14 protein-coding genes are annotated in these 24,874 nt (G+C 71.1%); 6 read left to right on the forward strand and 8 right to left on the reverse strand.

The features are described from left to right. Positions 1–19: 19 nt before the first annotated feature. Positions 20–3,442: a bifunctional glycosyltransferase/CDP-glycerol:glycerophosphate glycerophosphotransferase gene (locus ABD120_RS14245; protein ID WP_343950328.1), complete on the reverse strand. Its 3,423-nt coding sequence runs from the start codon at positions 3,440–3,442 to the stop codon at positions 20–22. A gap of 25 nt (positions 3,443–3,467) precedes the next feature. Continuing rightward, positions 3,468–5,252 carry an arabinofuranosyltransferase gene (locus tag ABD120_RS14250; RefSeq protein ID WP_343950329.1) on the reverse strand — a complete coding sequence of 595 codons (1,785 nt, stop codon included), beginning with the start codon at positions 5,250–5,252 and terminating at the stop codon, positions 3,468–3,470. Between the two features lie 269 nt (positions 5,253–5,521). On the opposite strand from ABD120_RS14250, the gene ABD120_RS14255 reads away from it, so the two are divergent. Together ABD120_RS14255 and ABD120_RS14260 are read left to right on the forward strand one after the other, a co-directional pair. After that, a complete protein-coding gene (locus ABD120_RS14255; protein ID WP_343950330.1) occupies positions 5,522–6,211 on the forward strand; it encodes a polysaccharide deacetylase family protein in 690 nt (229 codons plus the stop codon). Positions 6,212–6,258: 47 nt separating this feature from the next. Then, entirely contained in the window at positions 6,259–7,629 is a 1,371-nt protein-coding gene (locus ABD120_RS14260; protein WP_343950331.1) for a hypothetical protein, read from the forward strand. Here the strand turns inward: ABD120_RS14260 and guaA are convergent, their stop codons facing one another. Beyond that, entirely contained in the window at positions 7,630–9,198 is a 1,569-nt protein-coding gene (gene guaA, locus ABD120_RS14265; RefSeq protein ID WP_486348446.1) for a glutamine-hydrolyzing GMP synthase, read from the reverse strand. A gap of 56 nt (positions 9,199–9,254) precedes the next feature. After that, positions 9,255–10,736 carry a DUF885 family protein gene (locus tag ABD120_RS14270; RefSeq protein ID WP_343950333.1) on the reverse strand — a complete coding sequence of 494 codons (1,482 nt, stop codon included), beginning with the start codon at positions 10,734–10,736 and terminating at the stop codon, positions 9,255–9,257. Between the two features lie 71 nt (positions 10,737–10,807). On the opposite strand from ABD120_RS14270, the gene ABD120_RS14275 reads away from it, so the two are divergent. Beyond that, positions 10,808–11,554 (forward strand): N-acetyltransferase, encoded by a 747-nt coding sequence (locus ABD120_RS14275; protein WP_343950334.1) that lies wholly within the window; start codon positions 10,808–10,810, stop codon positions 11,552–11,554. A 19-nt stretch (positions 11,555–11,573) separates the two neighbouring features. Here ABD120_RS14275 and ABD120_RS14280 read toward each other — a convergent pair whose 3' ends face one another. Next, complete coding sequence (locus ABD120_RS14280; protein WP_343950335.1) at positions 11,574–13,064, reverse strand: succinic semialdehyde dehydrogenase; 1,491 nt, start codon at positions 13,062–13,064, stop codon at positions 11,574–11,576. Positions 13,065–13,140: 76 nt separating this feature from the next. On the opposite strand from ABD120_RS14280, the gene ABD120_RS14285 reads away from it, so the two are divergent. From ABD120_RS14285 to ABD120_RS14295, 3 genes are all read left to right on the forward strand, one after another. After that, entirely contained in the window at positions 13,141–15,231 is a 2,091-nt protein-coding gene (locus ABD120_RS14285) for a protein kinase domain-containing protein (RefSeq protein ID WP_343950336.1), read from the forward strand. 31 nt (positions 15,232–15,262) lie between these two features. After that, a complete protein-coding gene (locus ABD120_RS14290; RefSeq protein ID WP_343950337.1) occupies positions 15,263–17,308 on the forward strand; it encodes a beta-propeller domain-containing protein in 2,046 nt (681 codons plus the stop codon). Between the two features lie 64 nt (positions 17,309–17,372). Next, on the forward strand, positions 17,373–18,635 hold the full coding sequence (locus tag ABD120_RS14295) for a helix-turn-helix transcriptional regulator (protein ID WP_343950338.1): 1,263 nt from the start codon (positions 17,373–17,375) through the stop codon (positions 18,633–18,635). On the opposite strand, the gene ABD120_RS14300 is transcribed toward ABD120_RS14295, so the two are convergent. The 3 genes from ABD120_RS14300 to ABD120_RS14310 all read right to left on the reverse strand — a co-directional run bounded on the left by ABD120_RS14300 (position 18,590) and on the right by ABD120_RS14310 (position 24,353). Then, complete coding sequence (locus ABD120_RS14300) at positions 18,590–19,501, reverse strand: NAD-dependent epimerase/dehydratase family protein (protein WP_343950339.1); 912 nt, start codon at positions 19,499–19,501, stop codon at positions 18,590–18,592. The two genes, ABD120_RS14295 and ABD120_RS14300, sit on opposite strands and share 46 nt — an antisense overlap. A 120-nt stretch (positions 19,502–19,621) precedes the next feature. Further along, positions 19,622–22,483 (reverse strand): M36 family metallopeptidase, encoded by a 2,862-nt coding sequence (locus ABD120_RS14305; RefSeq protein WP_343950340.1) that lies wholly within the window; start codon positions 22,481–22,483, stop codon positions 19,622–19,624. A gap of 151 nt (positions 22,484–22,634) precedes the next feature. Beyond that, positions 22,635–24,353, reverse strand: coding sequence for a glycerol-3-phosphate dehydrogenase/oxidase (locus ABD120_RS14310; protein ID WP_343950341.1), 1,719 nt, complete (start codon positions 24,351–24,353; stop codon positions 22,635–22,637). Between the last annotated feature and the right edge of the window lie 521 nt (positions 24,354–24,874).

Consider the following 24,874-nt stretch of genomic DNA (forward strand, 5'->3'; position numbering starts at 1 on the left):
AAGCGATTACTCTCTGGAACTACTGGGCGATGTCCATGCCGCTTCTTGACCATTGGGGGAACACCTGGTCGACAACCCGGCCCGCTGCGCGCCCATCGTCCAATGGGCAGAAGCGCCGCCTGAAGTCCCGGTAGAGCGCCTCATACTTCCGCTCGACCTCGGGAAGGCCCTGGAGGGCCGCCAGCAGCTCCTCGGACGTACGCAGCAGCGGCCCCGGCGCCTCCGCCTCGAAGTCGAAGTAGAAGCCGCGCAGGACGTCCCGGTAGTGCTCCAGGTCGTAGGTGAAGAACAGCATGGGTTTTCCGGTCACGGCGAAGTCGAACATCGCCGAGGAGTAGTCGGTGACGAGCACGTCGCTCGCCAGGTACAGCTCCTGGATGTCGGGATAGGCCGTGACGTCTCGTGCCCACCCCGACGGGTCGCGGACCACGTCGCTGATGTTGGGATGCCTGCGCACCAGCAGCACGTACTCCTCCCCCAGCGCGGCCCGCAGCAGGTCCAGGTCGAGCGCCTGCTCGAAGACGTACCTGCCGTTGCCGTGGAACAGGTCGTCGCGCCACGTGGGCGCGTACAGGATCACCCGTCTGCCCTCCGGCACGCCGAGGCGGCGCCGAACCTCGGCGCCGAGGCCCGGCTCCGCGAGCACGTCGTTGCGCGGGTAACCGACCTCCAGCAGCCGCCCGCCGAACCGGAAGGCCGAGGTGAGGACCGGCGAGCACCAGGGGCTCGGCGAGACCAGGTAGTCCCACTGGGGCACCTCGGCGTCCAGCCGTTCGTGGTAGTCGGTGCGGGCGAACTGGACGTTGGCGATGTCGTAGCCGATGCGCTTGAGCGTGGAGCCGTGCCAGGTCTGCACGACGACCTGTCCCTCCCTGCGCCGGAACCAGACCGGCAGGTGGGCGTTGGTGACGATGTAGCGGCAGGTGGCCAGCGACCGGTAGTACTCACGGCTGTTGGTGCGGATCTCGCACAGCCCGTCGGGCAGCTCGACCTGACCGTCGCGGACGTTCCACCGCAGTTCCAGGTCGGCCCCCCGGCGCCGCAGTTCCTCGCAGATCGCCTTGGGGCTGTCCGAGTACTGCTTGCCGGAGTAGGAGTCGAAGAAGACGGCCTCCTCCAGCGGGATCTCGCGGCAGCCGGGATAGAAGACCTCCTGGAGCCTGGTCTGCTTGGCGGCGCCGCGCTCGTCCCTCGCCAGGTCGGTGCCCACGGACAGCCGCGCCTCGTGGCCGGCCCCGCGCTGCAGGGTGAGGGTGCGTTCGCCGCTCTCGTCCACGAGCGGGGCGCCGGAGTACTCCACGCGCAGCTCGGTACCGGGGGCACGCAGCGTCAGCCGGTAGCCGCCCGACCGCATCGGCAGTGTGCCCCCCAGCGTCCTGACGCCGAGCGGGGTCAGCCGTGCCTCGAAGGCGCCGTCGTCGATCCGTACCGGGAAGGTGTGCTCGCCGCCTCTGCTCTTCGACCAGACGGCCAGCTCCGCCGGGCCGTCGACCGGGCGGGGCAGGCTGCCGCGCAACAGCAGTTCGCCGTCCTGCCAGGACGCCCGCGCCACGACGGCGACGGGCGCCAGCTCGCGGATCACCAGCCTGCCGTCGGCGGCCGGGCCGACGACGACCTCGCGCTCTCCCACCAGGTGCCTGACCTGCGGGCCGTCCTCGGCGACGTGCACGTGGGCGTCGTTGACCGTGATGGGCCAGACCACGGGGGCGTCGAGCACCCGCGCCTCGATGCCGGTGATCTCCAGCCCGCGCAGCGGCCGGCGGGCGAGGTCGGCCAGGGTGATCTCCGCGTGGAAGGTGTCGCCGTCCGCACGGACCCGCGCCGCAACCTCCCGCACCCCCTGGACGGCCCGCACCCGTACGGCCCGGCCCCCGTCCACGACCCCCGTGACGGTGAGGACCCCGTCGGCCGCCGCCCACCCGGTGATCACGGCCGGTTCCCGCTCGACGCTGAGCGAGAGCCGCCCCCCGGGGGACTTCCGCGGCGTGACCCGCACCCCGGGGGCGGGCAGTACCGGCCCGGCCTCGGCGACGAGCTTCTCCGTCGCCCCCGACAGCCGTTCCTTGCGGACCATGCCCCGGTGGATGACGGTCAGTTCGAGATCCCACGTGCCAGGCTCCTCGCCGAGCAGCCGGGCCGGGTCGATCGTCATCCGCAGGCCGCCCCACGTCAGGTGCTTGCTCTTCACGAACGGCTCCGCGAGCACCTTCTTGACCGGCACGTGCACCCGCCGCCCGGTCTCCTGGTGGACCAGGCGGGCGAAGACGAGTTGGTGCAGCCGGTGGTCCGGCTGCAGGTAGCGGAGGGTGGCGCGGGCGTCGACGCACAGCTTGCCGTCCTCCCACGCGATCGCGTCGACGCGCTGCTGGAGGCCGAGGTCGTCGGTGCTGAGCCGTAGCACCTCGGCGGGCGCGTCGGCAGGGCAGCCGGTCAGCACGAACCTGGTGCCCTGGCGGACGCCGCGCAGCCTGGCCTCACGCTCCCACTCCGCGACCTTGACCAGGCCGTCGAAGTCGGCGCTGCGCAGCAGATGCCACTTGAGCCTGCGCAGCACCGAGACCCCGGCGAGGGCCTCCGGCCCGGCGCGGTCGAGATAGGCGGTGCCGAGTTCGGCGAAGCGCCGGTTGAACGCCTCGTCCCCGGCCTCGACGGCGGGGAAGAACGCGGTCAGGTCGCTCTCCAGGACCCTGCGGTCCCAGGCGCGCAGGTGCTCGGCCCGGCCGCTGTCCTCCAGGAAGGCGCGGACGGTGTCCACGGAGGCGATCCGGTCCTCGATGCCCTTCACCTGGGTGCGATCCTGCGTGATGGACAGCTTGCCGCCCTCGCGCTCGCGCCACAGGTAGACGGGGGCGGCGAGGACGTCGACGGCGCGGGCCAGGAAGTGGCCGCGCAGCGCGACGGCGGTGTCCTCGTACAGCACGCCTTCGGGGAAGGCCAGGTCGTTGTCGTCCCAGAATTCGCGGCGCCACAGCTTGTTGGTGACCAGCCGGTCCTTCAGCAGGATCTCCTGCCTGGTCACATGGGTGCCGACGGCGGGCTCGGCGAAGATGGCCCGGTGCATCGGCGAGGAGTACGTCGAGCTGCTGGTGAACCGCACCACGTTGCCCGTCACCAGGTCTGAGCCGGTCTCGTCGAGTGTCCTGACCATGGTCTCGACGGCGTCGAGCGGCAGCAGGTCGTCGCTGTCGAGGAAGGCGAGGAACTCGCCGCGCGCCCGGCGGACGCCCGCGTTGCGCGAGGCGCCGAGCCCGGCGTTGGCCTGCCTGACGAGCTGGAAGCGCCGGTCGCGGGCGGCGTACCGCTCGGCGATCTGCGCGCTGCCGTCCGGCGAGCCGTCGTCCACGACGATGACCTCAAGATCTTTCCACGTCTGCGCGGCCAGCGACTCAAGACTGGCGGCCAGATAGGGCTCAACGTCGTAAACAGGCACGATGATGCTCACGCGAGCCACAGATGATCCTCCAAAGCTATTCGCGAATCAGCAGAACGGTGTGGTCGGGCAGGTCGTCCACGACCTCGAACCCGTGGGAGAACTGCGCAGGCCGGAACCTGATGTCACGCCAGCGCCAGGACTTGAGCACGAACACGTCGATCGGGCCGAACGCGGTCGCGGCGCTGGCCCTGGTGAACCCCGCAGGGTCGGTGACCTCGGCCAGCCGGGCGAGTTCGGCCCGCCGGTCGTCCCAGAAGCTGAGCGTGTTGGCCGAGGTACGGTCCACGGCGAGGTAGCCGCGCCACGGCAGGAACGCGTACAGGCGCTCGTCGAAGGCCAGTACCCTCGGCCGCGCGCCCGGTCCCATCGCCCGCTCCACCGCGCGTTCGATGCGGGCGACCGGCAGCGCCCCCTTCTCGCCGGGCACCGGCTCCCGGTGGGCCTGCGCGGTGCGGTAGTGCTCCCGCGACGGCCACACCTCCCGCCAGGGCGAGGTGTCCTCCGGCAGGGAGATCCGCCAGTAGGACACGCCCGCCCACAGCACGAGCACGCTGAGGGCGGCGGCGGCGTACCTGCTCCAGCCCTTGCGGCGGAGCATCGTGGCCACGGCGAGCACCCCTGCGGCCGCCAGCAGCGGGCCGAGCAGCCGGGAGGTGTAGTGGTAGAAGCCGGTGTGGCCGTCGATGACGAACCTCGTCATCATCAGCACGCGGTAGACGTAGGCTCCGGCGATCAGGCAGAGCAGCGGCGCGGCCCACCACGTGGAGCGGCGGTAGAACACGGTTCCGGCGAGGCCCGCGAACTGCAGCAGGCCGAGGGGGGTCGGCTGCAGGAAGGGGAACGGGCTGGCCGCCAGGTCGGGGGCGATGTACAGGTCGGCGACCTGCTGGCCGCCCGCCGTGACGTACGCCCACGCGTACGGGACGACGTAGCAGGCCGACACGGCGAAGGCGACGGCGAGCACCCCGAGCACGTGCAGCACGTACGCCCGGCGCGAGCCGCTGCGCCACCAGGCCAGCGCGGCCACGGCGAGGATGCCGGGGGCGCCGTACATCAGGTAGCCCTGGTACGTCATGACCATGAGGCCGCCGATCAGCCCGGCGGCCCACCACTGCAGGCGCCCGCGCGGCGGGGTGCCGAACGCGAGCAGCACCCAGGGGGTGAGCATGAGCACCGTGAGCACGCCGAACGCCTTGCGCGGATCGCCGAAGGCGACCACTCCGGCGACGACGATGCCGAGGGCGATCGGCGCCCGGACGAGCCGGGTCCACAGCAGGAACGCGGCCACGACGGCGCCGGACACCGTGAGGATCTCGGCCTCGGCGACCAGCCGCCACGCGGGCACGCCGCTGAGCACCGACGCCCGGCCGATGAGCCACGGGTAGAGCATCGGGTACTCGGCGGGCACCTCCTCGACGAAGGCGTCGGCGCTCCACGGGGTGGCCGTGTATCTGGTCGCCGCCGCCGCGATGCGGCCCATGTCGCCGTACAGACCGGCGAAGCCGTACGGCGTGCCGTTGAGGGCCGCCCGCAGGGCCGTCGCCAGCCACCCCGCGAACAGCCCGCACACGACCGCGCAGTTGCCGCGCAGGCGCAGGCCGACCGGGAGTGCCACCATCGCGAGCAGCCCGAACACCGCCAGCGACAGCACCGCGCCGCGCACGGTGAACGGGTCGGGGTCGGCGTACCCGACCAGCGCGAAGCCGGCGGCTGTGGTCGCCAGCCATACGGGTACGGCCAGCAGCGGGCCTCGGTAGGAAGGGTGGGCGAGGGGCGAGATGGACTTCAGTCGGGGTGGAGCCACGACGCTCGTCGTCATGGCTGCAAGCATTGCCGCGCTTCGCACAGGCGCAATTACATGAGGTTACTCCTTATGCAGGACGTGACCGAGACTTGACCGCCGGTGGGAGGCGCGTCAGCGCTCGGCCAAGGCGCCGGGTGTCGTCGTTTCCCGCGAACGACGGCTATTTCCGGCAGCAGATTTTCCGCCGCACCGGGATTTGCCGGTGTCAATTGCGACGGCGATGGCTTTGGGCAGGTTCGTGGTAGAAACCTGGGACAGGTTGACGAGCGGAGGAGGTACCCGGGGTGATCGCACGCGGGTTGTCGTTGGCGCTGGTCACAGGGCTCGTGCTCACCGCCTCACCGGCACAGGCGGCACAGGCGGCACAGGCGGCACCGAGGGTGGACTGCGCGCGGGTCAAGTGCCTGGCGCTCACCTTCGACGACGGGCCGGGGCCGAGGACACCGGAGCTGCTGCGGGTACTCAAGCGGGAGAAGGCGAAGGCCACCTTCTTCGTGACCGGCAAGTACGCCGAGCGGCGGCCGAAGGTGCTCAGGCAGACCCTCGCGGACGGCCACGCAGTCGGCAACCACGGCTACTCCCACCAGTCGATGCCGAGCCTGCTGCGGGAGAACATCGTCAGCGAGCTGCGGGACACCTCGCGGCTCATTCCCGGCGGCACCCGGATGTTCCGGCCGCCGTACGGGCACACCGACGAGCGGGTGCGCGAGCTGGCCGGGCAGGAGGGCATGGCGGAGATCCTGTGGACGGGCACCACGATCGACTGGAGCCTGCGGGACGCCGCGAAGATCAGGTCTGCGGTGCTGCGGCTGGCCAAGCGCGACGGCATCCTGCTTCTGCACGACACGGTCCCGCAGACCGTGGAGGCGATGCCCGGTATCGTCAGGGAACTCAAGAAACGCGGCTACCGGCTCGTCACTGTGCCCGAATTGTACGGTAGTGAGAAGCTTTGGCCGGGCCGCCAGTATCCATGAGCTTAGATAAGGTTGTGTGAGGCGATATATCAGGACCTCACGGAGCCATGCGGGTTATCAGATCCACCTTCCTCCCCATCCAGCTCGTGTTATTGGCCTGGTGGGTGGGCCTTTATCCAGGATTGTTCAGCCGGGACTCCGTGCTGTACCTCAGCCACACCATGGCCGGGCCCTGGGTCAGCGACCACTCGGTCCTCTACGACTCACTGCTGTGGCTGAGCGTCACCTGGACCGGCGACATCGGCGCCCTCAGCCTGCTGCAGACCACGGCGATGGCGGCCACGCTCACCTTCACCGCAGGCGCGCTGGTCACGCTCGGGGCACCCCGGCGCACCACCCGTGCCGTCGCCATGGTGATGCCGCTGCTGCCGCCCGTCGGCGCGTTCTCCGTGACGTTCTGGAAGGACGTGCCGTTCACGATCTGCGCCGTCGCCGTCGCCGGGGTGTGCGCGCGGATCGCCGCCGACCGCAGGGTCACCCCCGCCCGGCTGGCCGCGCTCGCCGCGCTCTTCGCCGGGCTCGGGCTCTTCCGGGCCAACGGCTTCCTCGTGGTGGCCATCGCCGTCGGGGCGCTCGTGCTCGTCGTCAGGACCGCCAGAGTGCGCGTGCTCCTGCTGGGCGCGGCGGTGGCCGGGATCCCGCTGCTGCTCAACAGCCTGGTCTTCCCCTTGGCCGGGATCCTCGCGCCGTCGAAGACGTACGTGTACCACACCGCCTTCGGCGACCTCGCCGTCGCCTACCGGTTCCGGCCCGACCTGTTCGACAACCGCGACCGGGCGCTGCTGGCGAGCGTCGCGCCGCTCAGACGGTGGGAGCGCGGCGGCAACTGCCACACCATCAATCCGCTCATCTGGCGCGGCGACTTCGACTGGGCCAAGGCCGACGCCGGCGTCGGCGAACTGCTCGCCCTCTGGCAGCGGCTCGTCCTCACCGATCCCGGCCTGGTCGTCGACACGCGGCTGTGCAGAGGCGCCATCGCGTGGAAGATCTGGGCCGACGACCGCGAGGCCGACGGCGGCGACACCTACCGGTTCTCGCTACGGCCGAACGCCGACACCTACGTCGGCGCCGAAGGGGTCACCGACTACCCCGAGCGCCACCTGTTCTCCGCGCGGCCCCTCAGCACCGAACTGCGGGCCGTCGCGGACACCTGGCTCGAACTCACCCGGAACCGCGCCGTCGACTGGGTGCTGTGGCGCGGCGCCCTGTGGTCGTACCTGTCGTACGCGGCCGTCGCGCTCGCCGCCTGGTCGCTGCGCGAATGGCGGGTGCTCGGGATCGCCGCGATCGTGCTGGGACAGCAGCTCGCCATCCTGGCCAACATCTCGGCGCAGGACTTCAGGTACATGGCCTCGCCGATCCTCATCGGCATGCTGCTGCTGCCCCTGCTCGTCGTCTCGTTCAGACGCGGGAGGTGACTACTCCCACTCGATGGTGCCCGGCGGCTTGCTCGTCACGTCGAGCACCACCCGGTTGACCTCGCGCACCTCGTTGGTGATGCGCGTCGAGATGCGCGACAGCACGTCGTAGGGGACCCGGGCCCAGTCGGCGGTCATCGCGTCCTCGGAGGTCACCGGGCGCAGCACCACCGGGTGACCGTAGGTGCGGCCGTCGCCCTGGACGCCCACCGAGCGCACGTCGGCCAGCAGCACCACCGGGCACTGCCAGATGTCACGGTCGAGGCCCGCGCGCGAGAGTTCCTCGCGGGCGATGGCGTCGGCCTCGCGCAGCAGGTCGAGCCGCTCGCGCGTGACCGCGCCCACGATCCGGATGCCGAGCCCCGGGCCGGGGAACGGCTGGCGCCACACCATCGCGGCGGGCAGCCCGAGTTCCTCGCCCGCGCGGCGCACCTCGTCCTTGAACAGCGTGCGCAGCGGCTCGACCAGGTCGAAGCGGAGGTCCTCCGGCAGGCCGCCCACGTTGTGGTGCGACTTGATGTTGGCGGTGCCGGTGCCGCCGCCGGACTCGACCACGTCGGGGTAGAGAGTGCCCTGCACCAGGAAGTCGACCGGGCCGTCGGCGAGGATCGCGCGCTGCTCGTCCTCGAAGACGCGGATGAACTCCCGGCCGATGATCTTGCGCTTCTCCTCCGGGTCCGTGACGCCGTCGAGCGCCTTCAGGAAGCGCTCGGAAGCGTCGACCACGCGCAGCTTCACGCCGGTCGCCGCCACGAAGTCACGCTCGACCTGCTCGGCCTCGCCCTTGCGCAGCAGCCCGTGATCGACGAAGACGCAGGTCAGCCGGTCGCCGATGGCCCGCTGCACGATCGCGGCCGCGACCGCGGAGTCAACGCCGCCGGACAGGGCGCAGATCGCCCGGCCCTCGCCCACCTTCCTGCGCACGGCCTCGACGGACTCCTCGACGATGTTGAGCATCGTCCACGTCGGCCGGCAGCCCGCCGCGTCGAGGAAGTGCTTGAGCACCGCCTGGCCGTGCTCGGAGTGCAGCACCTCCGGGTGGAACTGCACGCCGTACAGCCCTCGGGTGCGGTCCTCGAAGGCGGCCACCGGGGTCACGTCGGTGGTGGCCGTCACCGCGAAGCCGACCGGGGCGGCGGCGACGCTGTCGCCGTGGGACATCCACACCTTCTGCTTGTCGGGCAGCCCGGCGAACAGCACGCCCTCCTGGAGGACGTCGAGGGCGGTGCCGCCGTACTCGGCCACACCGGTGCGGGCGACCTCGCCGCCGAGCGCGCGAGCCATGGCCTGGAAGCCGTAGCAGATGCCGAACGTGGGCACCCCGGTCTCAAACAGGCCGTCGGGGACGGCAGGGGCGCCTTCGGCGTACACGGAGGAGGGACCGCCGGACAGGATGATCGCCTTCGGCTTCTTGGCCAGCATCTCCTCGACGGGCATCGTCGACGGGACGATCTCGGAGTAGACGTGGCACTCGCGCACTCGCCTGGCGATGAGCTGCGCGTACTGCGCACCGAAATCGACGACCAGCACAGTGTCAAACTCAGACACGAGCCCCCCAGCAGGAATGATTGGATAACGCCCAGTCTATCGGCCGTCACCCGCGAGCTCGCCGGACCCTCCGCCTTTCAGAGGATCGTCCGGATGAGGGCCAGCGGCGGGGAGCCGAGTTCCAGCAGCGCCCGGTGGAAGCGCTGCACGGTGAAGGCGGCGCCCCACTCCTTCCTGGCCTGCTCGCGCAGGTCCATGATGAGCAGTTTGCCCCACGTGTAACGCCCGTACGTCGGGTCGAACGCGGCCCGTAGCGCCTCCGACCGCGCCGCAGGGCCCGACAGGTGGGTGTCGGCCTCGAAGCGGCGCGCACCCTCCTCGACCGAGAGCTGCCGCGTGTGGACGCCGATCGCGCACGCCAGCCGCGTCACCCGCACCAGCGCCTCCAGCCACACGCCGATCTCGAAGCGCGGGTCGTCGGCCTCGAAGCCCTCCTCGACGCACAGCTCCTCCGCGTAGTGCGCCCATCCTTCGACGAACGACAGCGAGTGCAGCAGCCGCCGTACGTCCGTGGACACGTGCCGCAGCGCGCGCCCGTGGGAGAAGTGACCGGGCGCCACCTCGTGGACGTTGATGGCGGGCAGGGTGGTCTCGCTGAAGACCTCCAGCCACTCCTCCTGCTCCTGCTGCGGCCAGGAGGGGTCCGGCGGGGTGATGTGGTACCAGGACGGGCCCTCGCGCTCGCCCGGGGAGTTCCAGCTCATCATCGCCATCGCCCACCGGCGCGACTCGGGCGCGAGGCCGACCAGGCACTCGCCGTCGTGGTAGGGCACCAGGTTCTTCTCACGGGTGAAGGCGATGGCCTTCTCCGTGCCGATCCGGGCCGCCTCGATCACGCCGTCGCGGCCGGGGTGTCGTTTGACCAGCTCGCGAGCCACCTCCAGCGGCTTGCCCACGGCACCCAGCCGGGCGCAGGCCTCGGCGAGCAGGGCGTGGAGGCGGTCGCGCTCGGCGTCGGCGCGCTCGGCCAGCCTGCCGAGATCGACGTCGAGACCCTCGGCGCTGCCCATCAGCCGGGCCAGCGCCTGCCCGCCGAGGGCGGCGTCCGGGTTGCCGACGGCGGCCGCCCGCTGCACGTGGGCGACCAGGAGCGCGTGCGCCCTGCGCGCCGCACCGTCCTCGACGCCCGCCGACAGCCCTTCCACGGCCCCGGCCAGCGCCCTGGCCACCGGCGCCGCGACCTGGTCGAGCGAGGCGATGGCGTGGCGGACCGCCTCCGGCCACAGCGCCAGATGGGCCGCCCTGGCCGCCTGCCGCTCCGCCTCCGGGGCGTAGTCGCGGTCGTAGCAGGCCAGGTCGAGGTTGGACAGGTGGAGCAGGGGGTTGCGGCGGTGGAGCTCGATCTCGCCGAGCTGGACCCGGAGGGCCGTCTCGAAGATCACCAGGTGGGCGGCGTCGGCCGGGGGCTCACCGTGACCGAGCCGGGACAGACCGGCACGCACACCCTCGGGAGAGAGGTCCTGGATCCGGCCGTCGTACTCGTGCCGGCCGCCCATCTCGCGGGCCTCCGCCACCGTCAGGTCGGTGACGGCGCGGATGCGGGGATGGAGATCGGTCATGGGAGGACCGTACACTCCCCGGCCACGAATCAGCCGTGCACCGACCGCCCGACCTGTGAAGAATGGTCGGCATGTCGCTCCGCATCACCACGCTCGCCGAACGCCCCGAATTCGCCGCGAACCTGTGGGACATGGACCATGCCTGGAAAGAGTTCATGTTCAACGACCCGCTCGCGGACTTCTACTATCCCGTCGCGGATACCCGCTTCGCCGACTACGTCCTGGTGGCCGATGACTCGGCCGAACCAGGCAGGCTGGTCGCGCGCGGTTGCATGATCCCCTTCACCGGCAAGGGCGAACTCCCCGACGACGGCTGGGACGCGGTGATCAGGCGAGGCTGGCTGGCCAGGGAGACCGGCACCTCGCCCGACCTGGTGTCCGCCCTGGAGATCACCATCAGGAAGGACCGCCTCGGCACCGGCGTCTCGCAGCACATGGTCCGCGCCATGCGCGACACCGCCGCCGCACGCGGCTTCGCCGAACTGGTCGCCCCCGTCCGGCCCAACCGGAAACACCTCGAACCCGGCACCCCCATGACCGAGTACGCCTACCGCACCCGCGATGACGGACTGCCGCACGACGCCTGGCTGCGCGTCCACGTGCGGCTCGGCGGGCGGATCGTCAAGGTCGCGCCCCGGTCGATGACGATCTCCGGCACCCTCGCCGAGTGGCGCGGCTGGACCGGCCTGCCCTTCGACACGACGGGCATGGTGACCGTACCGGGGGCGCTGGTGCCGGTCCACTGCGACGTCGAACACGATTACGCGGTCTACGTGGAGCCCAACGTCTGGGTCTCACACCCGCTCACAGGGTCCTGACCCCTCGGCCCCGATCCGCTCACTTCAGACGCAGCCTGCGCATCGTCTTCAGCGCCGTGGACAGCACCTCGGCCCAGGTGTCGTTGCCCAGCCCGAGCGGTGCCTCGAAGCCCAGCAGGGTGCTCTGCGCGGCGACGGTCTGCGACTCGGTGAAGCGGTAAAGGCCCTCCTGGCCGTGCCTGCGGCCGAGTCCCGACGCCTTCATGCCGCCCATGGGGGCATCGTAGGACGCGTACGCCGAGGCGTACCCCTCGTTGATGTTGACCGTGCCCGCGCGCAGGCGGGCCGCGACGGCGCGGCCGCGCGCCCGGTCGCGGGTCCACACGGAGGCGTTGAGGCCGTAGATCGTGTCGTTGGCGCGCTCGACGGCCTCGTCGTCGGTGGCGAACGGGTAGAGGGCGACGACCGGGCCGAAGGTCTCGTTGCGGCACAGCCGCATGTCCTCGGTGACGCCGGTGAGGACCGTGGGCTCGTAGAAGAACGGGCCGAGGTCGGGTCTGGACCGGCCGCCGGCGAGGACCGTGGCGCCCTTGGCGACGGCGTCCTCGACGTGCGCCGCGACGGTGTCGAGCTGCCGCTGCGAGGTCAGCGAGCCCATCTGCACCGACCAGTCGTGCCCGGCGCCGAGCTTCAGGTTGCCGGTCTGCTGGGCCAGGCGGGCGGCGAACCCGTCGAAGAGGGACTCGTGGACGTACAGGCGCTCGGTCGACAGGCACAGCTGCCCCGCGTTGGTGAAGCTCGCCCGGATGGCGCCGTGGACGGTCACGTCGAGGTCGGCGTCGTCGAGCACCAGCATCGGGTTCTTGCCGCCGAGTTCGAGCGAGCAGCCGATGAGCCGCTTGGCGGCCTCCTCGGCGATCTTGCGGCCACCCCTGGTCGAGCCGGTGAAGGCCACGTAGTCGGCGCCGTCGAGCAGCGCGTCGCCGATCTCGGCGGGCTCACCCAGGACGACCTGCCAGATCTCGCGCGGCATGCCCAGTTCGACGAGCAGGTTGACCGTCCAGATCGTGGACAGGGCGGTCTGGGTGTCGGGCTTGTGCACCAGCGCGTTGCCCGCCAGCAGCGCCGGGATCGCGTCGGTGACGCCCAGCGACAGCGGGTAGTTCCACGGGGTGATCAGCGCGACCACGCCCTTGGGCTGACGCAGCTCGGTGACCTGGGTGACCACGGGGAAGATGCCCCTGCGGGCGGCCGGCGCGAGCAGCGCGGGGGCGCGGCGGGCGTAGTGGAGCGCGCACCCGGCGACGTCCAGCACCTCCTCGAAGGCGTGCTTGCGGGCCTTGCCGGTCTCGTTCTGGACCACGTCGAGGATCTCGTCGCGCCGGTCGAGGATCGCGTCGTGCAGGCGCAGGAACGGCCGGGCCCGCTCGGCGACCGGCAGCCGGGCCCAGGCGAGCTGCGCCCGCCTGGCCTTCTCATAGGCGGCCCGTACGGCGTCGCCGTCGGCGATGGCCAGTTCGGCGATGGGCTCACCGGTGAACGGAGCGGTGATCTGCCTGGTCACGTTCATGGAGCGATGATATTCCGGCATTGCTACCCGTGGGTAGTTTTGGTTCGGACACAGAAATGGGTCCAGAATTTTAAACATGCCGCGTTTCTCGCCTCTCAAACATGGAGACCCGGAACGTCTGGGTTCGTACCGGATCCTGGGTCGGCTCGGCGAAGGCGGCCAGGGTGTCGTGTATCTGGCGACCGACGCCTCGGGGGCCAACGTCGCGGTCAAATGGCTGCGCTCGGAGCTCGCGGGCGACCAGGTCAGCGTCGAACGGTTCATGCGCGAGGTCCAGGCCGCCGAGCAGGTGGCGCCCTTCTGCACGGCCGCCGTGCTGGCCAAGGGCGTCGAGAGCGAACGGCCTTACATCGTCAGCGAGTACATCGAGGGCTTCTCGCTGCAGCAGGTCGTCAACGAGCAGGGGCCGCGCTCCGGCTCCTCGCTGCACCGGCTGGCCATCGGCACCGCCACCGCCCTGGCCGCCATCCACCAGGCGGGCATCGTGCACCGCGACTTCAAGCCGGCCAACGTCATCCTGGGCGGCGACGGGCCCCGGGTGATCGACTTCGGCATCGCCAGGGCGCTCGACGCGACCTCGACGTTGACCGGGGTGGCGGTCGGGACTCCGTCGTACATGCCGCCGGAGCAGTTCATGGGCCGGCCGGTCGGACCGGCCGCCGACCTGTTCGCGTGGGCGGGCACGATGGTGTACGCGGCCACGGGACGGGCCCCGTTCGGCAGCGACACCATGCCCGCCGTGATCAACCGGGTGCTCAACGCGCCACCCGACCTGGGCACGCTCGACGGGGCGCTGCGCGAGGTGGCGGCGGCGTGCCTGCAGAAGGATCCGGCACTGCGTCCGACGGCGGAGCAGGTGATGATGGCGCTGCTCCAGCACCCGGTCTCGGGCGGCGTCATGCTGGCCGAGGGCGCCAGGATGGCCGACGCGCGGGGCGGGCCGCCCGCCCGCGGGCCGTACCCGGGCCCGGGAAATCAGGGCCCCGGAAATCAGGGCCTGGGCAATCCGGGCACGAGCCACCCGGGCCGGGGGCACCACGGCCCGCCCGGGTGGACGGGCGGGAGCCCGACCCTCCCGCCGCCCCGGCGCCGCAGGAGGGCGCCGCTGCTCATCGGCGCCTCCGTCGCGGTCGCCCTGGCCCTGGTCGGCGCGGTCGCCCTCGCCATCCCGTGGGACGAGCTGAACAGGCCGCCCTCGGCCACCCCCTCGGAGACGGCGAGCCGCCAGCGGACCGCCACACCCGCGCCCACCCGGCGCTCCCCCGACGCGGTGGAGGTGGTGAAGCTGCCCGGCGCCGCCGTCAACCTGCACGAGAGCGAGACCGACCCGATCAGCCTGACCAGTTACTCGCTCTACAACGAGAACCAGAAGCGGTGGATCGACTACGCCAGGGACCGCCCGCGCAGCGCCTTCCAGCGGTATGCGAAGAACATGGAGACCAGGCTGTCCCCCGACGGCAGGTTCCTGGCCTTCCGTGGCGACGACTACGCCGACGACGGCTTCGACTACATCGTGATCGTCGACGTCGCCGACGGCGGCCGCTCCACGGTCAAGACGGTGAGCAGGCCGGAGGCCAGCCCGATCCTGGACTGGTCGAGCGACAGCAAGCGGCTGCTGCTCAGCGTCGAGAGCAAGGGCTCGGACGGGGAGTGGAAGTACCGGGGCTTCTCGATCGTGGACGTGGCCACCGGCAAGGCCAGGACCACCCGCGTCGACAACTTCCAGCTCGGCGAGGAGAGCTTCGGCTGGGACGCCGAGGAGAAGGGGGTCATCAGCGTCTACGGCAAGTACGCGGGGCTGCGCTTCTTCGACGCGGACGGCCGGCGCACCCGCGACGTCCCCAGGGTCGGCGAACTGCCCTCCGGCATCCAGAACGTCTTCTCCCCCAACGGCACCCGGTTCGTCACGAACTGTCCCGGCGGCAACGACGGCGACCACTGCCTGTGGGACAGCGACACCGGCAAACGGGTCAAACGCTTCGAGTCCCCCTGCGACCAGGTCCTCGGCTGGTACGACGACACCCACCTGTACTGCTGGGAGCAGGACGACGGCGTCCGCGACGAGATCCAGGTCGTGGACTTCTCCGGCAAACTCACCAGGAAGCTGCTCGACGTGTCCGACGACGTACGTTTCGCCCCCGTCTTCTCGCCGAGTCGGGGCTCCTGAACCACCGGTCGCGGCCATCCGTCATGAGGACATGAAGACGCTGATCCGTACGGCGGCGGCGGTCGCCGCCCTGGCCACCGCCGCCGCCTGCACCTCGTCCTCGGCGGAGGACCCGCCGCTGAAGGCGTTCAAGCAGGGCGAGGTGCGCCTGGTCGCCTACAGCGGCTGCGACGACCTGCTGAGCGGGCTGCGCGCGAAGGCGGCGGAGAACGTGGGCCCGTGGGGCTTCGGCGGGATCCAGACGTACGGCGGCCGCGACCTGGCGATGGCGGACGCCTCCCCTCGCATGGCCAAGGCGGAGGCCGCGCCCGAGCACTCGACGACCAACGTGCACGAGGCCGGGGTCGATGAGCCGGATCTGGTCAAGACCGACGGCAGGCGCGTCTTCACGGTCTCCAACGGGGTCCTGAAGGTGATCGACACCGGCTCCAGGAAGGTCACGCAGGAACTGCGGCTGGTGGAGAAGCAGCAGCAGGGCGGCTGGTACGGCGACGCCAAGCTGCTCGTCTCCGGCGACCGCGCCCTGGTGATCATGCAGGGGATGCCGGCGGCCGCCGACGCCAAGATGGGCTTCGCCCCGCAGATGGAGACGAGCTACATCCTGGTGGACCTGTCGGGCGAGCCCAAGGTGATCGGCACCGTCCGCCCGAACGGCACCCACGTGGACGCCCGCATGGTCGGCTCGACGGTGCGCTGGGTGACCCGTACCGCGCCCGAGGTGGTCTTCCCGCAGACCTCGGCCCCGAACGTCACGGAGGAGGAGCGCCGCCGGGTCAACCAGCAGACGGTACGGCAGGCGCCGGTCGAAGCGTGGCTGCCCAAGATCGAGATCACCGACGAGTCCGGTAAGAGCAGGACGGAGACGGTGAAGTGCGACCAGGTGAGCCACCCGGCGCAGTACACCGGGACCTCGATGCTGACCGTGCACACCGTGGACCTGGCCCAGGGAGTCGGCGCGGCGGGCACCTCGCCGATCAGCCTGGCCGCCGACGGCGAGACGGTGTACGGCACCGGCCAGACCCTGTACGTGGCCAGCAACCCGCAGTGGTGGTGGCCGCCCGTCCAGCCGATGCCGGTGACCGACCTGGCACCCGAGACCAGTACCCCATCAAGCACCCCATCGGGCGCCGGGGGTGTGGCCGCTCCTCCTGACGAGCCGGTCACCACGATCACCGAGAGCGCCGCTCCGCCGCCGACGATCACGCTGGAGGCGTCGCCGGAGCCGGCCCCGTCCCTCCCGCCGGAGGAGACCGAGATCCACCGCTTCGACCTCACCCAGCCGGGCGCGCCGAAGTACACGGCCTCGGGCAAGGTCCCCGGACGGCTGCTGAACCAGTACTCGCTGTCGGAGCACGACGGCCACCTGCGCGTGGCCACGACCACCACGACGCCGAAGACCAGCGAGAGCGCCGTGTACGTCCTGAACGCCGGCGACATGCGGAAGGTCGGCGAGGTCGGCGGCCTCGGCAAGGACGAGCGCATCTACTCGGTCCGGTTCATCGGCCCGGTCGGCTACGTGGTCACCTTCCGCCAGGTGGACCCCCTGTACACGCTGGACCTGCGCGACCCGGCCGCCCCGAAGGTGACGGGCGAGCTGAAGATCACCGGTTACTCCGCCTACCTGCACCCGGCGGGCGAGGGCCGGCTGATCGGCCTCGGCCAGGAGGCCAGCGACAAGGGCAGGACGCTCGGCACGCAGTTGTCGCTGTTCGACGTCTCGGACCCGGCGAACCCCCGCAGACTGTCGCAGTTCTTCCGGAAGAACGCGGGCTCGGAGGCCGAGTGGGACCCGCACGCGTTCCTGTACTGGCCGAAGACGGGCCTCACGGTGATCCCGCTGGTCGGCCACGAGCAGAACACCCGGACCGGCGCGATGGCCCTCAAGGTCGAGCAGAACGGCGTCACCGAACTCGGCATGATCACCCACCCGAAGCAGAAGCAGCAGGAGCACTCATACCAGCCGGGCATCCAGCGCACACTGGTGATCGGCGACTCGCTGTGGACGCTCTCGGCCGCCGGCTTCCAGGTCAACGCCATGGACTCGCTGGACAAGCAATCGTGGATCCCACTGATATAGGCAGATCTGGACAGTCCCCAACCATTAGTGAAAAATCACCTGACACGTGATGTTGGGGGGACTGATGCCTTTCGTGGGCCGGGAACGCGAGCTCCGTCGCCTGACGGAGCTCCTCGCGCGCCCACCCTCCGTGGTCCTGCTCGGCGGCGAGGCGGGCGTCGGGAAGACCAGCCTGCTGCGCGAACTCGGCCGGCCCCTGCTGGTCGGCCGTTGCCATCCCATGCGCTTCCCATTCGGGCCGGTCGTGGAGGCGCTCAGCGGGTCCAGCCCGCCGCCGGGCCTCAACCCGGTCACCGGCGCGCTGCGCCCGCTGCTGCCCGAGTTCGGCCCGCTACTGCCGCTCGCCCCGCCGCCCGTCCAGGACGCGCAGGTCGAGCGGCATCGTCTGTTCCGGGCCGTGCTCGCGCTGCTCGACGCGCTCCAGCCGGTGACGCTGGTCGTGGAGGACGTGCACTGGATCGACGACGACAGCCGCGAACTGCTGTCGTTCCTGTCGCGCCGCCTGCCGGAACGGGCCGCGCTGGTGCTCACCTACCGGCCGGAGGACCTGGCCTTCCCGCTCGCCGCCCTGCGGTCGCAGCTCTCGCCCGACGTCACGCACACCCAGCTCACCCTCGGCCCGCTCGACGAGCAGGAGACCGCGCTGCTCGGCAAGCACCTGCTGGCCGGGTATCCGGAGCCGCCCGATCTGTGGCGCTCGACGCTCGGCGTGCCGTTCGCGATCGAGGAACTGGCCCGCGCGCTCGCCGACGGCGGCCTGCCCGGCGCCACCCCGCCCGCCGTGCGCGACGCCGTACTGGTGCGGTTGGAGGGACTGTCGGCGGCGGGGCGGCGGGTCGTGCAGGCGGCCGCCGTACTCGACGAGCCCTCCGGCGAGCCGTCGCTGGCCGCTGTCGCGGGGCTGCCGCCCGAGCAGGCCGAACGCGGGCTCGCCGAAGCCCTGCGGCGCGGTCTGCTGCGCGAGTACCCCAGGCGCACGTACGGCCTGCGCCAGCCGCTGGCCCGCCAGGCCGTGTACGAGTCGATCACCCCGGCCACCCGGCGCAGGTTGCACCACCGGGTCGAGGCCCCGGCCGAGCCGCGCGGCGCGGTCTCACCGAGGGAAGAGCAGGTCATCAGGCTGGCGGCCGAGGGGCTGACCAACCGGGAGATCGCCGAGACGTTGTTCCTGTCGCCGCGCACGGTCGAGGTGCACGTCGCCAACGCGCTGCGCAAGCTCGGCCTGACCTCGCGCCGGCAGTTGCCGAAGGACCTCGGCGGCCTGCTCACCGATCCGGGTTCTCACTCCACGAGTCCGGCCCTCACCCAGTCGACCGCCGAGGTGTGACGCGGACGCCAGCCGAGGTCGGCGCGGGCGCGCTCGCCCCTGACCCGGCTGTTGGAGCCGAGCGCGTAGACGGCGGGCTCGTGGCCCCAGTAGGCGACGGCGGACTCCACGTCCCACGGCTCGGCCGGTCCCAGCCCGAGCGCCGTGGCGACGGCGGCGGCCAGGTCGCCGAAGGACGCCTCGCCGTTCTCGACGAAGGCGAAGGTCCCGGCGGGCGCGGCGCCGAGGGCGCGCGCGTACAGGTCGGCGACGTCGTCGATATGGACGGTGGACCAGATGTTGCGACCGGCGCCGACCGTGCGGACGACCCCGTTCTCGCGCGCCTGGCGCACCAGGGCCGGGATCTGTACGCTGTCGCGCCCCGGCCCACGGCCGTGGCCGTAGATGAGCGTGTTGCACAGCACCACCGAGCGGACGCCGCGCGCGGCCGCGTCGAGGACGTACCGGTCGATCGCCACCCGCGCCCGTTTGTCCTCGGCGGGGCGCCACGGTGCGCCCGGCGCGAGGATGTCCTCGGTGAAGACCTCCTCCGATCGCTCGCCCCGGGAGTCCGTGCCCACGATGCTCGACCCGCTGGTGTGCAGGAACGGCCTGTCGGTGCCCGCGAGGGCCTCGACCAGTGCCTCCACCGCTCCCCTGTGGTCGCTGTCGGCGGCGTTGACGACGGCGTCGGCGGCGCGGGCCTGCTCGGCCAGCACGTCCGCGTCGTCCAGGGTGCCGAGCACCGGGGTCACCCCGAATCCGGCCAGCACCTCGGCTTTCTCCGGTGTCCTGGCCAGGCCGCTGACCCGATGTCCTTCCCGGACCAGCCGTTCGGCGACCGATCCGCCGATGAAACCCGTGGCACCTGTGACGAAGACCCGCATGAGGCAGCCCCTATTTATGTACATGCAATATTTGCCACGCTTATGCTTGCGTGTACATGTACTTAGTGTCAACAGGGGACGGTCCTCCCCGGCCCGAAGACCGGGGAGGACCACCGCGGATCAGTGACTGAACGCCTGCAACTCGGCGGCGCGGATCTGGCCCGCCGCCGGACTCGCCGTCGCGCAGTCGGTGTTGGAATTGGGGTCGTTGTCCTGCTCGCCGGCGTACACCGGGTTGCCGGTGCACTGGCTCGACAGCGTGCGCAGCGCCAGGTGGGTGGCCTTGGTGTCACGCACGTTGAACGAGTCGATCAGCAGGTCGGCGCCGCGCGGACGGGGCCGGGCCGTCTCGAAGGCGTCCTCGTCGCTGGTGTAGATCTTGCGGAAGTTCGCCGGGTTCGAGCAGTCGGTGCCGGCGCTCGCGTCACAGGCGAGGATCTCGAACGAGCGCAGCGCCGAGAACCGATTCTGGCCGCCCGGGTCGGCCGCGTCACCGATGTTCGGCCGCAGCATCGCGCTCACCTGCACCCGCCCGACCTTCACCGGATCGGTGCCCGCGAGGTCCACGACCACGTTGCGGCCCGCGACCGGCGCGGTGTGCGAGGCCCAGTTGGTGCCCTCGGTCTCGTCGATCAGCTTGGCGTGGTTGACGCCGTCGCCGGAGGCCGTCGCGCCGGCCGCCGCCGAGGCGTGGTTGCGCGACAGCGACAACGGCAGCGTCGTCTCGCCGGGACGCACCGACAGCGAGAAGCGCTTGTGGCCGAAGCCCGGCGCGACCGCGAGGAAGTCGTACTTACCGGGCACGATCTCGAAGCTGTCGCCCGTGGCGGTGGCCGGGTCGGTGTCGGCCATCGGCACCACGCGGCTCTCGTAGTCGCCGACGTACAGGCGGACGGCCGCGTCCTTGGCCGCGCCGTACGGCTTCAGCGTGAGCTTGGCGGTCTTCGCGTGGGAGGTGGCGAAGCTCGGCACCGGGTCCGGGTCGCTCTGGCCCCGGCTGGAGGCGCCCTCGCCCAGGCCGTGCTCGGCGAAGGCGGTCCACATGATGTCCTGGTTGGCGCCGCCGAAGCGGATGCGGTCGGCCGCCAGCATGGCGTCGCGCATGTCCACCATGCTCAGCGTGCCCGCCGCCGTCAGCAGGAAGGCGTCGAAGTGCAGTTGCACCCAGCGGCGGTTGCCCGGGCACTTGTCCAGCGCGCGGCGGCCGTCGGCGCAGTCACGCTGCACGCGGGCCGAGGCGTCGCCGTACCTCTTGACGAACGCCTTGCGCACGTCGTACTGGGTCGAGGACCAGATCTCGCCGTCCGCGTGCACCTGCTGGCCGACCAGGTCGTAGGCGATGTTGCTGTAGTTGAGGTCGGCCTTCGACATGTCGTAGTTGCGGATGCCGCGTTCGTCGTCGCCCGTGGCGTAGCCGCCCGTCACGAACGGCGTCTCGCCGCGCGGGCGGAAACCGTACTCGTAGAGGTACTCCATGGCGAACAGGTCGGAGATGCTCTCGCCCATCGCCCCGGCCTGCAGCCCGCTCAGACCGGCGTTCGGGCCGGCGACCATGCGGTTGGAGATGGCGTGCGTGTACTCGTGCCCGATGACCGACATGTCGTAGTCGCCGTCCACGCAGGGCGAGTAGAACGCGCCCGCGATCGGCTGCCACATGTACATGTTCGTGATCGGCGCGACCCCGTCGGGGCCGGTGATCTGGTTGGCGTTGTCGCGCACGCTCAGCACCCGCGCGCCCGCCTGGGCGTTGCCCTGCTCGGGGTCGCCGCCGAGGCCGCCCCGGTCGCCGTTGCTGACCTGCATGTTCCACGCGGTCTCGGTGAATCCGAGCCGGTACGACCAGTTGTGCATCCGGTTGTGCATCGCGCCCAGGTTCGAGACCGCGGCCTCCAGGTCCGCCTCACCGGGCTGGTCGAGGACCGCCGGGTCGCACTTGGCCTCGTACCAGGCGTTCTTCCACGGGTAGGAGTACTTGCGGCTCGGCGTGCTCACGTTGCTTCGGGTGCCGACGCTGAACGGGTCCGGACTGGCCCGGTTCTCGAACGTCCTGGCCGCGTTGCCGAGGCTGCTGGAGGTGGACTGGTCGGTGCCGTGGTCGACGTCCCACGCCTTGCCGGTCGCGGGGTCGCCACCGACGACCAGGTCACAGCCCGGCCCCGGCTCGGTGCACCACTTCCGGCGGGTGTCACGCGAGGAGTAGTCGGCGGGCGGGTTGGCCGGGAAGACCGACCATTCCGGGTCGAACTGGTCTACCAGGTTCTCCCGCAGCAGGATCGCGCCGCTGACGGCGTCCACGTGCGTGGTGTACCCGGCGTCCTTGCCGATGATCGTCACCTGGTAGGCGCGGTGCACGCCCTGCGCGGCGGGTACGGCGACCGCGCTCGCCTGCTTGGTCGTGGCGGTGGCCAGGTCGATCTCGGCGTCCTGCGCCGCGATCTCCAGCGCGCGCCGCTCGTCGATGGCCGCCGCCGGGGGCGCCGCCGCCGTCCTGGCCAGGGAGGAGGTGGCGTAGATCGCCTTGCCGTCCACGACGCCGACCGCGACCATGCCGTCGGCGCCCGCGGGCAGGTCGCCGAACTTCTGCCGCAGCAGTACGGCGTGGCCGCCGCCGATCGGGTTGACGGCCACCTTCTCCAGCGAGTCGAGCGCCTCGCCGAACAGGTCGGGGTTGGCTCCGAGGTAGGCGCGGGCCGCCTGCTCGGGGTCGGCGGGCAGGCCCTCGGCCAGCGGCTGCGCCGACGTCACCACCGAGGCGGTGCCGAGAGCGTTCCAACGGACGTCCTGGGCGCTGCTCCGCCTGGCTGTCGCGGGCGGGCTGACCTCGCCCTGTCTGTTGTCCATATCCGGCTTGCCGTGATCGTCACCGTGCACCACGGGCGTGGCGGGAGCGGCCTCGTTGACCTGCTGGCCTGCCGCGACGCCCGTGCCGGATAAGGCCAGGGCGCCGATGAGGGTGGCGAGTACCGGGATGCGTCGTCGCATAGGGTCCTCCTGATCGGGATCAACAGAAACATCGATCACGACCAGTGACCACCGCCATACGTAGGCCCTACGTATTACGAATACTTACTCCCCGGGCGTCGGCCACGTTCCGCCCAGCAGAGGCGATCTCAGGCGCAGTGCTCGGCCTCGGCTACGTTCTGTCCGGCAGGGGGACGATCTCGGGCGCGCCGAGCCTGATGGCGTCGGCCTCCTGGTCGGTGTCCTGTTCCTGCGACAGCCGTTCGGCCTCGACGCGCTTGCTGTAGTACTCGACCTCGCGTTTGACGTGCTCGCCGTCCCAGCCGAGCGGCTCGGCCATCAGTTCGGCGGCCTCCTGCGCGACCGCGAGGCCGCGATGGAAGGTCTCGATCGAGATGTGGGTACGCCGGGTGAGGACGTCGTTGAGATGGCGGGCGCCCTCGTGCGTGGCGGCGTAGACGATCTCGGCGCGCAGGTAGTCGTCGGCGCCGTTGAGCGGACGGCCCAGGGTGGGGTCGCGTTCGACGAGGGCGAGGACCTCGTCGATGAGGGAACCGTAGCGTTGCAGCAGGTGCTCGATCCTGGCCACGTGCAGCCCGGACTCGTGGGCGATGCGATGCCTGGAGTTCCACAGCGCCTGGTAGCCCTCGGCGCCGACGAGCGGGACCCGGTCGGTGCACGAGCGCGGGACCCGCTGGTCGAGCCCGTGGGCGACGGCGTCGACGGCGTCCTTGGCCATGACCCGGTAGGTCGTGTACTTACCACCGGCGATCATGACCAGGCCGGGCACCGGGTGGGCGACCACGTGCTCGCGCGACAGCTTGGAGGTCTCCTCGGACTCGCCGGACAGCAGCGGACGCAGTCCGGCGTACACGCCTTCGACGTCGTCGCGGCTGAGCGGCACCGACAGGACGGCGTTGACGTGGTCGAGCAGGTAGTCGATGTCGACGCGGGAGGCGGCCGGGTGGGCCTTGTCGAGCGTCCACTCGGTGTCGGTGGTGCCGATGATCCAGTGGCGTCCCCAGGGGATCACGAAGAGCACCGACTTCTCGGTGCGCAGGATGATCCCGGTGCGGGAGTGGATGCGGTCGCGCGGCACCACCAGGTGGATGCCCTTCGAGGAGCGCACGTGGATCTGCCCGCGCCCGCCGACCAGTTCCTGGATGTCGTCGGTCCACACGCCGGTGGCGTTGACCACCTGCTGCGCCCGCACGTCGAACTCGGCGCCGGACTCCAGGTCGCGCACCCGCACGCCGGTGACGCGCTCGCCCTCGCGCAGGAAGTCGATCACCTGGGTCCGCTGCGCCACGTGCGCGCCGTAGCCCGCGGCCGTGCGCAGCATCGTCATCACGTAGCGGGCGTCGTCGACCTGGGCGTCCCAGTACTGCACGGCGCCGGTGAAGGAGCTCTTCTTCAGCGCCGGCGCCAGGCGCAACGCCCGGCTGCGCGACAGGTGCCGGTGGCCGGGGACGCCTCGGTTGAGGCCGGAGGCGAAGCCGAGCGTGTCGTAGAGCGCCACGCCGGCGCCGACGTACGGCCGCTCCCACCCGAAGTGCGTCATCGGGAACAGAAACGGCACCGGCCGTACCAGGTGCGGCGCGATCCGCTGCAGCAGCAGCGCCCGCTCCTGGAGCGCCTCGCGCACCAGCTCGAAGTTGAGCTGCTCCAGGTAGCGCAGGCCGCCGTGGATGAGTTTGGAGGAGCGGGAGGAGGTGCCGGAGGCGAAGTCGCGGGCCTCCAGCAGGCCGACGTCGAGACCTCGGGTGACGGCGTCGAGCGCCACCCCGGCGCCCACCACGCCTCCTCCGACGACTACCAGGTCGAGCTCCTGCGCGGTCATGGCCTCCAGTGCCGCCACCCGCTCGCCGGGTCCAAGCGCGCCCTTGCCCATCAACCCTCCCCGTGTCCTAAGTCCGTTCTCTGACCCTATTCCCCGTCTGCCGGACCCGTCCCTCGGCCCACATCGCCACCTCGCCCGGCGTACGACGACGAACACCGGCGAACGCACCCAGGCGCCCACCACTTCATACCGGGCACCTTAGGCGGAATTTGCCCGCCGTGCCGACAAACTTTCAAAACAAGTTCATTTCTCGCGAGTTCCATGCACATATGACCAAATTTCCCACTCTGCACACCCCGGAACCCCACCGACCCACCCCGCCCGACCGCCCTCCGGCACGGCACCAAGCCAACCGGCCATCCGCCTGGCTGCCCGCCGGCGTCTCGCAGGGGTCACCCGCTCCGGCGCGGCGCGAAGCCACGCGCAGCGTTGTCTTCCGGCGCCGCGCGGCGAGAAGGTGGGTGGTGGAGTTCGGCGCCGCCGGTACGGCGGGCGACGCGGGCCCCGGCCGTGGGCAAGAGCGGAGTCGTCACGGCGGGACGGCGCGGCGGGGAGGAGCGTGTTCCTGGAGG

Origin of the sequence: Nonomuraea longicatena, from assembly GCF_039525605.1 — a bacterium.
Classification (GTDB): domain Bacteria; phylum Actinomycetota; class Actinomycetes; order Streptosporangiales; family Streptosporangiaceae; genus Nonomuraea; species Nonomuraea longicatena.